At 37.8% G+C, this 13,356-nt stretch carries 8 protein-coding genes and 1 tRNA gene; 2 read left to right on the top strand and 7 right to left on the bottom strand.

Annotated features, from left to right (window positions below):
- Positions 1–62: 62 nt before the first annotated feature.
- Positions 63–1,004 (bottom strand): ribose-phosphate pyrophosphokinase, encoded by a 942-nt coding sequence (locus FLAVO9AF_RS11285; RefSeq protein WP_159688568.1) that lies wholly within the window; start codon positions 1,002–1,004, stop codon positions 63–65.
- A 282-nt stretch (positions 1,005–1,286) separates the two neighbouring features.
- Here FLAVO9AF_RS11285 and FLAVO9AF_RS11280 point away from each other — a divergent pair.
- Together FLAVO9AF_RS11280 and FLAVO9AF_RS11275 are read left to right on the top strand one after the other, a co-directional pair.
- Positions 1,287–1,366 (top strand) — tRNA-Leu (locus FLAVO9AF_RS11280).
- 146 nt (positions 1,367–1,512) lie between these two features.
- A complete protein-coding gene (locus tag FLAVO9AF_RS11275) occupies positions 1,513–3,432 on the top strand; it encodes a glycoside hydrolase family 97 protein (protein ID WP_159688565.1) in 1,920 nt (639 codons plus the stop codon).
- Between the two features lie 376 nt (positions 3,433–3,808).
- On the opposite strand, the gene FLAVO9AF_RS11270 is transcribed toward FLAVO9AF_RS11275, so the two are convergent.
- The 6 genes from FLAVO9AF_RS11270 to FLAVO9AF_RS11245 all read right to left on the bottom strand — a co-directional run bounded on the left by FLAVO9AF_RS11270 (position 3,809) and on the right by FLAVO9AF_RS11245 (position 13,354).
- The gene (locus FLAVO9AF_RS11270) at positions 3,809–4,996 is read right to left on the bottom strand and encodes an aldose epimerase family protein (protein WP_159688563.1); all 1,188 of its coding nucleotides are present in this window, start codon (positions 4,994–4,996) and stop codon (positions 3,809–3,811) included.
- A gap of 199 nt (positions 4,997–5,195) precedes the next feature.
- Entirely contained in the window at positions 5,196–6,704 is a 1,509-nt protein-coding gene (araA, locus tag FLAVO9AF_RS11265; RefSeq protein ID WP_159688560.1) for an L-arabinose isomerase, read from the bottom strand.
- Between the two features lie 94 nt (positions 6,705–6,798).
- Entirely contained in the window at positions 6,799–7,500 is a 702-nt protein-coding gene (locus FLAVO9AF_RS11260; RefSeq protein ID WP_159688558.1) for an L-ribulose-5-phosphate 4-epimerase, read from the bottom strand.
- Positions 7,484–9,175, bottom strand: a complete 1,692-nt coding sequence (locus FLAVO9AF_RS11255) for a ribulokinase (RefSeq protein WP_159688555.1) — start codon at positions 9,173–9,175, stop codon at positions 7,484–7,486. The genes FLAVO9AF_RS11260 and FLAVO9AF_RS11255 overlap by 17 nt, the downstream gene beginning before the upstream one ends.
- 168 nt (positions 9,176–9,343) lie before the next feature.
- Positions 9,344–11,329, bottom strand: a complete 1,986-nt coding sequence (locus FLAVO9AF_RS11250; protein ID WP_159688552.1) for an alpha-L-arabinofuranosidase C-terminal domain-containing protein — start codon at positions 11,327–11,329, stop codon at positions 9,344–9,346.
- A 57-nt stretch (positions 11,330–11,386) separates the two neighbouring features.
- The gene (locus tag FLAVO9AF_RS11245; protein ID WP_159688550.1) at positions 11,387–13,354 is read right to left on the bottom strand and encodes a glycoside hydrolase family 127 protein; all 1,968 of its coding nucleotides are present in this window, start codon (positions 13,352–13,354) and stop codon (positions 11,387–11,389) included.
- Positions 13,355–13,356 lie beyond the last annotated feature (2 nt).

Genomic DNA, 13,356 nt, shown 5'->3' with positions numbered 1-13,356 from the left:
TAAGTTTTTAGTTCTTAGAAGTCGACTAATCACTAAGGACTAATCACTCGGAACTAAAAAATTTACATTATAAACTTCCCACTAATGGAATTGTTGTGGTGCACCATGTGCATTACTTCTGCAAAAAGTGGTGCACAACTCAACACTTTTATTTTATTAGATTCTTTTCTTAAAGGAATAGAATCTGAAACGATTAACTCGCTTAATTTTGAATTCTCAATTTTTTCGTAAGCCTCTCCTGATAAAATGGCATGAGTACAAATGGCTCTTACGCTCAAAGCACCTTTTTCGATCATCAAATCGGCTGCTTTTGCCAGTGTTCCTCCAGTGTCAATCATGTCGTCTACTAGAATTACATTTCTTCCTTTTACTTCACCAATCAATTCCATTGTGTCAATTACGTTAGCCATTTTTCTTTGTTTGTAACAAATAACAACGTCTGATTCTAGGAATTTAGAATACGCATAAGCTCTTTTTGAACCTCCCATATCTGGAGAAGCGATGGTCAAGTTTTCTAATCCTAGACTTTTTACATAAGGTAAAAAGATTGTAGAAGCGAATAAATGATCTACTGGTTTTTCAAAGAAACCTTGAATTTGATCTGCGTGCAAATCCATGGTCATAATTCGGGTTGCCCCTGCAGCATCTAATAAATTAGCTACTAGTTTGGCTCCAATTGGAACTCTTGGTTTGTCTTTTCGGTCTTGTCTTGCCCAACCAAAATAAGGAATTACTGCTGTAATGTGTCTTGCTGAAGCTCTTTTGGCTGCGTCAATCATCATTAATAATTCCATCAAATTGTCTGCCGTTGGGAATGTAGAACAAACAATAAATACACGTAATCCTCTAATTGACTCTTCGTAAGAAGGTTGAAATTCTCCGTCGCTGTACTTAGCTAGGGTAACTTTTCCCAAAGGAATTCCGTAATTTTTTGCAATTTGCTCTGCAAGATATACACTTTGTGAACAAGCAAAAATTTTAGCTTCAGGTTCTAGGTGTGACATTTAATTTGTTGTTTAATTCCGATGGTTACTACAATTGATCTTAAAAAAAATATTTAAAAGGTTATTGTATTTACCTCGGGTGTAGTTAGTTAGTGTGTGTCGTTTTAACGAGGTGCAAATTTAGAAAATTTATTCAAGACTGAAAGGAAAAATTTAAGTATTTTTAGTTGAACATTTAATTTTATTTTTTACATTTGCACCGTGTTAAAGAAAAAAGATATTTAGCTACCACTAATTATCTCTTTATTGCGAGAAATAACTGTTGTTATTTCAGTCTGCTAAGCCCGGATGGCGGAATTGGTAGACGCGCTGGTCTCAAACACCTGTGGGAAACCGTGCCGGTTCGACTCCGGCTCCGGGTACAGAACCGCTTCGAAAGAAGCGGTTTTTTTGTTTCTAGACTTTTTTCTAAATAAAACACAATCAACCTTCTAAATTTTACAGCCAATCGCTATTTTAACTCCTTTTTTTGTTGTAAACTTGTAAGTGTAATAAAAACACTTAAAAAATGAAACAAGTTCTCACTTTAGGAATAGTACTGTTGTTTTTCACTTCGTTTACGGTGAAATCCAGTCCTCATATTTTGGTCAACGCTGATAAAACTATCGAAGTAGCGTTTGAGTTGTCTCCTGAAAAAACAGCTATTTATCGGGTTTTCTATAAAAATAAATTGGTAATCAATACCTCGCAATTAGGCATTATCCGTGAAGATGCCAATTTTTACTCGGATTTAAAAGTTGTTGCAATTTCTAGGGCTAAAAAAGTAAATGATCATTATACCATGCTTCAGGGCAAACGAAATGAAATTTCTTATTCGGCCAATCAATACATTGTAAGTCTTGTAAATGGCAAAGGCGAACCGATGGAGATCATTTTTCAACTTTCGAAAGATGGCGTGGCTTTTCGTTATTATTTTCCTTCCCATTCTAAGGATATTAAAAAAATAATTGAAGAAAAAACGACCTACAATTTCGATTCTACTACCAAATCTTGGTTGCAACCTATGGCCAAGGCCAAGACGGGATGGAAAGAAACCAACCCATCTTACGAGGAACATTATGCCATGGGAGTCCCTGTACTTACTCAACCAGAGATAGGCGAGGGATGGGTGTATCCAGCACTTTTTGAAACTAATGCTGCATGGGTGTTACTTTCAGAAACTGGACTACACGATAAATACTGTGGTTCAAGATTGGTTTATAACGACAATGCACAGGCATTGCAGGTTACTTTTCCACAAAAACAAGAAGTTTTTCCTAATGGTGCGCTACAACCTGAATCTGTTTTGCCTTGGCGCACCCCTTGGCGTCTCATAACTATTGGTACTTTAAGCACAATTACCGAAAGTACTTTGGGAACCGATCTGGCCGAACCAGCTATCAAAATGGACACTTCTTTCATAAAAGGAGGACTAGCTTCATGGAGTTGGGTGCTATTGAAAGACGAATCGGTTAATTATGCTATTACGCGTCAGTTTATAGATTATGCGGCGAGTATGAATTGGCCTTACTGTTTGATAGATGCTGATTGGGATACCCGAATTGGCGTTGATAAACTCAAAGAATTGGTTGAATATGGAAAAACCAAGAAAGTAAAATTACTAGTTTGGTACAATTCTTCTGGGAGTTGGAACGGAACAGAATACCATCCTAAAAGTAAACTCTTGACGCCAGAAAGTAGAGCCGCTGAATTTGGAAGGTTGAAAGAAATAGGCATTGCGGGAGTCAAAATAGATTTCTTTGGAGGCGACGGCCAATCGATGATTGCTTATTATCACGAACTACTGAAAGCTACAGCTAAATACCAGTTGTTGGTTAATTTTCACGGAGCTACACTTCCTAGAGGTTGGCAGCGTACCTATCCTCACTTGTTGACTACTGAGGCCATCAAAGGGGAGGAGTTTATTACTTTTGGACAACCCGATGCCGACAAACAGCCGACACATTGTGCTACCATTCCGTTTACACGTAATGTTTTTGACCCTATGGATTTTACTCCCATGGTACTCGATGCGATACCTGGAATCACGCGTAAAACAACTCCTGCCTTTGAACTGGCACTTCCTGTTTTGTTCTTGTCGGGAATCCAACACATAGCCGAAATTCCTGAAGGAATGGCCAAAATGCCTAGTTATGTTGTAGATTATTTAAAAGATATACCAACGAATTGGGAGGACTCCAAATTTATTGAAGGCTATCCTGGAAAGTATATCGTAATGGCAAGAAAGAAAAATAACATCTGGCATATTGTGGGCATCAATGCCGAAAACGTAGCTAAAACAATAACAATCGATTTGTCATTCGTAACCCAAACAAACGGCTTTTTAATTACTGATGGTGAGAATGGTTTTGAAAAGCTTCCTGTTACTAAGGCAAAGCCACTTTCGGTAACCATACAACCCAACGGCGGATTTGTGGTAAAAATATAATCGCAATGAGGATTGTATAATTTATGATAAAACAAATTTGGTTGGTTTTTCTTCAGGATCTTTGCTAATGTTCTTATGAACATCCTTTTGATTTTGAATAAGAACCAACCAATTTTTCTTTAAAATAGTAACGAACTTCTTCGATAGGAATTAGAATTTAAATCAATAAAAAACCCCGAAAGTATAACTCTCGGGGTACTAACTAATACCATAATTACAAGCAATAACCAGTTGACTTATTTATGTGTAGAAAAATTCAATCTATAATTAGTTAGGGTTTTTTTTGATAGGTTGTTCTGATTTCGATGATTGTATTTACTAAATAGATGTATTCAAAAAATCAACTTTACTTATCGAACCCAGATTATTTATTTTATTATTTAACCGAAAACTTAAAAGTGGTTTTTGTTTTATAGTTTTCCCCAGGATTTAAGACTGTTGTTGGGAAATCTTTTTGATTCGGCGAATCTGGATAATGTTGTGTTTCCAAGCAAAATCCAGTTCTATGTGCATAGGTACCGCCGTTTCTCATTGGCAAAGTTCCATCCAAAAAGTTACCAGAGTAGAACTGAATTCCAGGTTGGTCTGTGTACACTTCTAATACTCTTCCGCTTGTAGCATGATAAGCTGAGGCTACTAATCGTTCTCCTTTGTTTTGGTTGTTCAAGACCCAGCAATGGTCATAACCCAATCCGTTTTTCAATTGTTCGTCTTTGGCTTCTATTGCTGCACCAACCAATTTCGGTTTTCTAAAGTCAAATGGAGTATTGGTAACATCCGTCAACTGTCCAGTTGGAATCAAAGTTGCAGCTACAGGAACCAATTTGTCTGCATCAATCATGATTTCGTGGTCTAAAATAGGTTTAGAAAAATCAGCAGACAGATTGAAATACGAATGTTGTGTTAGGTTTACGATCGTTTTTTTATCGGTAGTGGCTTCATACAAAACATCCAAAGCATTGTCTTTATTCAAAGTATAGGTTACAAAAACCGTCAAGTTGCCAGGATAACCTTCTTCCATGTCTTTGGCTACATACTTCAATTTTAGCGAAGCAGTATCGCCTCCTTTGGCTTCTTCGGCAGTCCAAACCACTCGGTGAAATCCTTCAGGACCTCCGTGCAAGGCATTTGGGGTGTTGTTGATCGCCAAGGAATATTGTTTTCCATCCAAAGTAAATTTACCTTTTGCAATACGGTTGCCATATCTTCCGATAAGTGCTCCAAAATACGGATTAGGCTTCATGTATTGTTCCAATGAGTTAAAACCAAGTACCACTTCCTCGGATTTCCCCGCTTTGTTAGGCACTTTTAGAGAAGAAATAATCCCACCAAAAGTGATGATGTCAACTTCCATTCCTTTTTGGTTTTTCAATGTATAGCGGTCTATTTGTACCCCTTTATCTGTTTTACCATACATTGTTTTGGCTATAGATACAGCATCTGTAGCTTTCGTTTCAAGTGCAGTTTCCGCTGCATCTGTTTTTTTTTCTCCTTTGCATTGCACATTCATACTCGCTAAACTTAAAATGGAAATTCCATAAATACAACGTTTTACTAGATTCATATATTTGTTTTTTTGGTTTTTAGAAATAACTATAAACAAAAATTTTTGTTGGGCGTGCCCCTCCGTCTCGTCGGAAAAGACGAGACAGAGGGTCGTGCTGTACGTTCCCGCTTTTTTTTGATTCCGAAAAAACGGAATCAAAAAAAGAGCTCCACTGCCATCACTCACGCAGACAGTGCTAACCTACACTTTTTTCTTTTTACAAGCCATGTTGAAACAAATGAAAGTATGCTTCATTAGCATTAAGCTTGTCTTTAAAGTCTCTTATTGTTGTTTTTTCATCAATTACCAATAATTCGATACCAGCAATATCTGCAAAATCTTCCATAAATTCGGTAGTTACTGCTTGGCTATAAACCGTATGATGCGCCCCACCAGCAAGAATCCAAGCCGTAGCTGCAATATCAAGGTTTGGTTTACAATCCCATACGACACGCGCCACAGGAAGTTTTGGTAAATCAGCCATTGGTTTTACAACCGTTACTTCATTTACAATCAGTCTAAAACGAGTACCCATATCTACCAAAGATACGTTGATGGCATCGCCAGCTGGAGAATTAAACACCAAACGGGCTGGATCTTCTTTCCCACCAATGCCTAACGGATGAACTTCACAAGAAGGTTTTCCATCTGCAATGGAAGGACAAATTTCTAACATATGTGATCCTAAAACATACGATTTTTGTGGAGTGAAGTGGTAGGTATAATCTTCCATGAACGAGGTTCCTCCTTCAAGGCCTACATTCATAACTTTCAACGCTCTAACCATTGCAGCTGTTTTCCAATCGCCTTCGCCACCAAAACCGTAGCCATCGGCCATCAAACGTTGGGTTGCAATTCCAGGTAATTGTTTCCAAACGCCTAAATTTTCAAACGTATCCGTAAAGGCTCCAAAACCACCTTCTTCCAAGAAAGCTCTTAGTCCTAATTCTATTTTTGCGGCATCTACTAGTGATTGTCTTTGTGCTCCACCTTCTTTCAAAGAAGGAGTCAAAGTATAAGAGGCTTCATAAACCGCCAATAAATCGTTCAGTTGTTTGTCGGTTACTTTCTCGATATGTTTGGTCACATCCGATGAGTCATAACCATTTACAGATACTCCAAAACGTATTTGAGCTTCTACTTTATCCCCTTCGGTAACGGCAACTTCTCGCATATTGTCGCCAATACGAGCTACTTTTAGGTTTTGCAATTCATTCCAGCCTAAGGCTACTCTTGTCCAATTGCCTAATTTGGTTTGTACTCTTTCGTCCTCCCAATGACCTACCACTACTTTGCGTTTTTTGCGCATTCTAGACATGATAAATCCAAACTCTCGGTCTCCATGAGCGGATTGGTTCAAGTTCATAAAATCCATATCAATACTAGCCCAAGGGATTTCGGCATTGAATTGAGTGTGTAAATGGCATAAAGGTTTGTTCAAAATACTCAAACCACCAATCCACATTTTGGCTGGAGAGAAGGTATGCATCCAAGCGATGATTCCAATACAGTTTTTGTTGGTATTCGCTTCTAAGCACACATTCGTAATTTGTGCAGGAGATTTTACAACATCTTTATAAATTAATTTAACAGGTAACTTTGCAGAAGCATCTAGTCCTTTTGCAATAATTTGTGAATGTTCGGCTACTTTTCTCAGGGTTTCTTCACCGTATAATTCTTGGCTTCCTACTACAAACCAAATTTCTTTTTGAGAGATATCTATCATTATAATATTTTTTTAAAATTGTTTAAAGTTTAAAATTGTTTAAAGGTTTGTTTTAGTTTAAACAACTGTAAACCAAAGAAACCTTACACTAAAATTACTGACCGTAATACGAATCTTTTCCGTGCTTGCGCTCGTAATGTTTTTTGATTAAAGAATCCTTCAATCTAGGGGCGTTTGGATTGATTTGTAAAGTCAGATACGCCATTTCGGCAACTACTTCAAGTACTTTGCTGTTGTAAACCGCTTTGGCAGCGTTTTTTCCCCAAGCAAAAGGTCCGTGGTTGCCTATCAATACCATTTCCACTTCTTCATAAGAAAGATTTTTTTCTTTGAAACAATCCAAAATTTGGATTCCTGTATTGTGTTCGTAATTTCCTTCAATAAGTGAATCGGCCATTGGTGGCGCACAAGGGATATCAGCCGTTAAATGATCGGCGTGAGTGGTTCCAAAAATCGGAATATCGAGTTGCGATTGAGCCCAGGCTACAGAGTAAGTTGCGTGGGTATGCGCTACTCCGCCAATGTTAGGCCATTTTTTATACAAATAAGCATGCGTTTTGGTGTCCGATGACGGACGCATAGTTCCTTCGATGATATTGTTGTCAAAGTCAAGTATCACCATATCTTCGGGTTTTAAGTCTTCATAAGGTACACCACTTGGTTTGATGGCAAAAACCCCTTTTTCTCGATCTACTGCACTTACATTGCCAAAAGTATAAACTACCAAGTTCAAAGCATTCAGCTGCATATTGGCTTCATAGCATTCTTGTTTCAGGTCTTTATATAGCGTGCTCATAGTGTTGGTTTTTTAGAGATGGATCGGCAAATTGACTTAATTGTTCGTAGGCTAATAGCAGTTTATTGTAAGCGGCTACTTTGTCTAGCTGTGGTAAATATTCGCTTTCGAAATCGCTTCCCATTTTTTGACTGGCTTCGATTACGTTGGGGTAAATACCTGCGGCAACAGCGGCATAAATAGCGGCTCCCAAAGCCGGAGTTTGATCTGAAGCAGCCACTTTGATGGGTTTGTTCAGCACATTTGCCAAAGTTTGCATGATAAAAGGCGATTTTCTTGCTACACCACCAATACCAATAACGCTATTGATTTTTACGCCTTCTTCTTCAAAGCGATCTACAATTTTTTTAGAACCAAAACAGATGGCATTCACTAATGATTTAAATAAATGTGGGGCTTTGGTACCCAACGATAAATTGGATAGCGCACTTTTCAATTCTTGATTGGCATCGGGAGTTCGTCTTCCGTTAATCCAGTCTAAAGCAATGGGCACACTTTCGGATAATGGAATTTTTTCTGCTTCGGCAGTTAGTTCTATAATAAGTTTGTCACTGATTTCTGTTCTTAACGCATCTTTTTGCGAAGGTGTCAAAAGGGTAGAAGAGGCCAACACTTTTTCTGTAGGCCACATTAGTAATTCTTTGTACCAAGCCAATAAGTCACCAAAGGCAGATTGTCCTGCTTCTAGCCCAATAAATCCTGGGATTACAGAGCCATCTACTTGTCCGCAAATCCCACGAACAGTTTTGGAACCTATTGATGCCTTGGTATCTACAATGATATCACAAGTTGAGGTTCCCATAACGCGTACCAAAGTATGTTCTTCGATTTTTGCACCTACTGCTCCAGAGTGCGCATCAAATGTTCCAACCGCAATGAGTGTATCAGTGGTAAGTCCCAATCGAGTTGCCCATTCTTGACTTAGATTTCCAGCTACTACATCCGAAGTATAGGTTTCGTCGTAGAGTTTCCCTCTCAAAGAGGCCAAATAGGGATCTAATTTTGCCAAGAAGTCTTCTGGTGGAAGGCCGTTCCAGTCTTCATGCCACATTGCTTTATGTCCGGCGGCACAACGAGAGCGTTTGAATGTTTTTAAATCTTTGGAATCAATTAGTAAATAAGTCATCAAATCACAGTGTTCCATCCAAGTATAGGTGGCATTTTTTACGGCTTCATCTTGACGAGCAATATGTAAAATTTTGGCCCAAAACCATTCCGAAGAATAAATTCCCCCTTCGTATTTGGTGAAATTTTCTCCTCCCCAGTTGGCCGCTAGTTCATTGATTTCGTTGGCTTCATTTATGGCAGTGTGGTCTTTCCAGAGAATCATCATGGCATTAGGATTTTCCTCAAAACCTTTGGTAAGCGCAAGAGGAGTACCGTCTTGAGCTACTGGAATTGGTGAAGAACCTGTGGTGTCAATGCAAATACTTTTGATTTGTGAAGGCGATACATTTTCTGAAGCAACTACTTGTTTTATAGTGTTTTCTAATCCTTCGATATGATCCAAAGGATGTTGGCGAAATTGGTTGATTGCAGCGTTACAATATTGTTTGTTTTTCCATCTTTGATAATAATGAACATTAGACGCTATTTCTTGCCCGTTATCAGTATCAATCAATACTGCACGAACAGAATCTGTTCCATAATCAAGACCTATTACATAGTTTTTCATTGTCATATTCTTTAAATCTGATAACAAATATACTCTTTTTTATTTTATAAGTGTACAATAAACACTTAATAATTTGTGACGATTATCTTTTTATTAAATGCTAAGTAAATCAACGTTTTTTGAGGTAAAGCCTATGCTTTTTATAACCTACTCTTTGATTTACTACGATTATTTCATCTTTATTTTTACTACGGTTACCGAGTAAGCCGCTAGATTTAAATTGGCATTAGTTCCGTTAAGGGTAAGTGTGCTTGTAATGGGGCTAATTTTCTTAGGTGCTGCAAATGAGTTTTCATCATTTAATTGATCTCCTTTTAAGGTGATTAGTTGTCCTTTTGATTCCAATTTGGCATTTTTGAAGTTCAAATTCACTTTTTGAGGGGTATCTTTGGTATTGACAATTTTTACGATTACCTCTTTGGTATTGATATCTTTCACTGCCGATGCAAACAGGTCGTTTTGACCTGTAATGGCTTTTCCTTTTTCGGTAATGGTAATTAAGTCTGTTCCTTTATTATTCGAGAACAATTGTTGTACATAATAATTTGGTGTTCCAAAAGATTCTAAGTTGTTGAACCAGATCATATCGGGTGTCCATTGCCATCCTTCTTCGTGAGCCAATAGTGGTGCATAGGAGGTAAGGTGAACTACTTCGGCATTGCGCTCCATACCCGTTATAAAAGCAGCTTCAGAGAAAGCACATTCCCAATTGTTTTTATTGTCAGGACTAGCAATTTCTACACTTTGTGCAGCATATTCTCCAGCGAATATTTTGGGTCCTTTGCGGTCATAGCTGTCATAACGAGTAGCATTTTTTCGGAACCATTCTGGACTTTTGTAATAATGCTCATCCACAATTTCGGCATTAAGTTTTTTGAGTTCAGAATGAGCGTAGTCAAAATAATCTCCTTCGGGAAAAGGACCAGAGCCAGAAACAATAATGATACTAGGGTATTTAGCTTTGATAGCCTTTTCGAAAACTTTAAAGCGCTCGATATAATCAGGTCCCCATTGCTCGTTACCAACTCCAATATGTTTTAGATTAAAGGGTTTGGGGTGTCCCATCTCTGAACGGATTTTTCCCCAAGGAGTAGTTACATCGCCATTGGCAAACTCGATGAGGTCTAAGGCGTCTTGTACATAAGGGTCTAATTTTTCCATTGGAACTAATTCACCAGTATTAAACTGACAGGCCATACCACAACTTAAGATAGGTAGTGGTGCGGCTCCAATATCTTCTGAAAGGAGAAAGTATTCATAAAATCCAAGACCAAAACTTTGAAAATAGTCTGGTGTTGGTTTGTGAGCAAACTCGGTATTCCATCTGTTGATTAAAGTTTCTCTTTTTGCTACTTCGCCTACGGTTTTTTTCCATTGATAGCGTTGTGCTAGTGTTCTTCCCTCTACAATACAACCGCCAGGAAAACGAAGAAAACCAGGTTTTAGATCGTATAAAAGTTGCACTAAATCTTTACGCATTCCGTTTTTTCTTCCCTTCCAAGTATCTTCTGGGAAAAGAGAAATCATGTCTAAATCTAGTACGCCAGTTCCTTCAAAAGTTATTTTGAGTCGGGCTTTGGCTTCTGTTTTTGTAGCAATTAGTTGGGTGGTATAATTGGTCCAATTGGATGCAGTAGGAGTGATAGAGGATTCTCCGAGAACAGTATTGTTTTTGTCAATGAATTGGATTTTTATTCTGGAAATATTCCCTGATTCTTTGGCTGCATTGAGCGATATATTGTATCGGGCGTCTTTTTTAATTCCCATTCCTCTAAATCCCTCATTGATCAGTTCGTACCCTTTGGGCTCGTTGATAGTCACACGACAATAGCTATGATTGGTGCCTTCGGTAGCGTATTTTACGATTTTCGCAATTCCCGAGTTTGTGTTTAACTTGTGTCGGTCGCTGTTAGGTTCTTGCCAGCCCATAAAAGGCAGTTCAAATTCGAAGGAACGGTTTTTGATCATTTCGGCATACAAACCACCATCGGCGGCGAAGTTGATGTCTTCAAAAAATACTCCGTACATAGTGGGCTGAATTTTGGTGACCGATTTTCCAACTTCTATCTCAAATGTATTGGTTTGTCCCATGCCATATACACCACTTAGTAAAAGACCGCATAGGGTTATTTTTGTGATTAGCTTTGATTTCATATTTTGTTACTTTATTTCTATTTTTTATAAATAATCTAAGATTCTCAGGTACTCTTTTTATTTCTTATCTATCCAAACTTTCATTTTTCCAACCCCTCTATTGGACCATGAGTAGTAAGGAATGGCTTTCAGGTTTGAGTTTTCAATTACATTAATTCCGTTGAGCAAACTAGGGTTGTATTCTACTTTAAAAGTTTCTGATGGATTGATTTTTATAGTATCGAAGTTGTGTTTATTGTCCATTTCTTCCAATGCGTATACAATTGGGCCATATTCTAGTGCTACTTTATCTTTGTTGGTCACTACTTTTTCATTGGTGATAACTTTTTGAACTTCCATTGGAAAATCTATTGCAATAGCATCGTTTTTTTTCCATTTTCGATGGATGCTTATGTATCCATTATTTTCGTCGCCTTCAAAAGGAATTCCATTTATAGTTATCATAGTTTTTGCAGTAGAAGCGGAGCTATAGTGATACAAATCTCCTGGCAGTACTTGATTCCTTGCCCATCCTGGAATTCGTAATTTGAGGGTAAATGTTGCTGTGTTTTTTGGAGTAATAGTCAGTGTAATTTTTCCATTCCAAGGGTAATTGGTTTGTTGACTAATCTCTAATTCGGTTTTTTCTAGTGTTACTTTGGCGGTATTCGAAGCGTATAAATTTACATAAAGGGTATTTTTGCTTTGGGAATAAATCAATCCAGGAATCGAGGGAATAAAACGAATCAAGTTCGTAGGACAGCATGAACAATCAAACCATGATTGACGAGTGCAGGACCCTCTGTTGTTTTTGTGTATTCCATCAGACTCTAAAGCATTGGGATAGAAAAATTGTTTTCCATCTAGGGATATTCCAGAGATTAATCCGTTGTATAAAGAGCGTTCAATTACATCGAAATAATCCGATTTTCCAGTTAAGTTGTGCAATCTGTGATTCCAATATACATCACCAATAGCAGCACAAGTTTCATTGTAAGCAGTAAGATTGGGCAATTCGTAGTTTTCACCAAAAGCTTCTCCATCATGTTTGGCTCCAATACCACCAGTGAGGTACATTTTTTTGTTAACCATGTTTGTCCATAAATTATTTACCGCATTCAAGTAGTTTTTGTCGTTATATATTGCAGCAATATCAGTCATTCCTGCATACATATAAACAGCTCTTACTGCGTGACCTACTGCTTCTTTTTGTTGTATTACTGGAATATCATCTTGGGAATAAGCCCCATATAGTTTGTGGTTTTTTGGATTTCCTCTATTGTCAAGATAGTATTTCGCTAGTTTTAGATAGGCTTTGTTTTTGGTAATTTGATATAGATTCACTAGTCCAGTTTCTACAATTTGATGGCCAGGTACGCCATGCACTTGATTGGGTTGGTCTCCAAAAGTTTGTACTAGTAGGTTTGCATTTTTAATCGCAATATCCAAAAAGTTTCTTTTGCCAGTGGCTTTATAATGGACAACCGCAGCTTCAATCATATGTCCAGAATTGTATAATTCATGACTGATTTGTAATGATTCCCAACGTTTACCTTCTATAACAGGTACCCATGTACAAGGGGGTTTGGCTGGGTTTATGGTTCTCCAAGTTGTGAGATAGCCATCTTTTTCTTGACCTACTTTGATGATAGCAATCAAAGCATCTAGTTGTTTTTCTAATTTTGGATTGGGTTCGCTAATCAATGTGTTTGAGGCACCTTCAATAATTTTGTACACATCCGTATCATCAAAAGGCATTTGTCCTTTTACTTCGCCTTTCATTTGTCCGCCAGCAATCAAAAAGTTGTCCAAACGTCCTTCTTCTTTGCACTTTTGAACGGCATATTCAATGGTTACTTCTTGCACTCTTTTAATGATGGGTAACCAAAAAGCATCTGTTAGTTGTACCTGCTGAATGTTGACAGGCGTTATTGCATATCCTTTAGTAGGAAGTGCTTTGTTTTTTTTTGGTGGAATTGCTTTCCATGAAGCGAAAACTATTGGCAATACCAATAGAAAGCTCACAGATGATATCAATTTTTTCATTT

Source organism: Flavobacterium sp. 9R, assembly GCF_902506345.1.
Lineage (GTDB): Bacteria > Bacteroidota > Bacteroidia > Flavobacteriales > Flavobacteriaceae > Flavobacterium.
The sequence above is the reverse complement of the archived record's forward strand: the minus strand, read 5'-3'. Positions and strand labels throughout refer to the sequence as shown.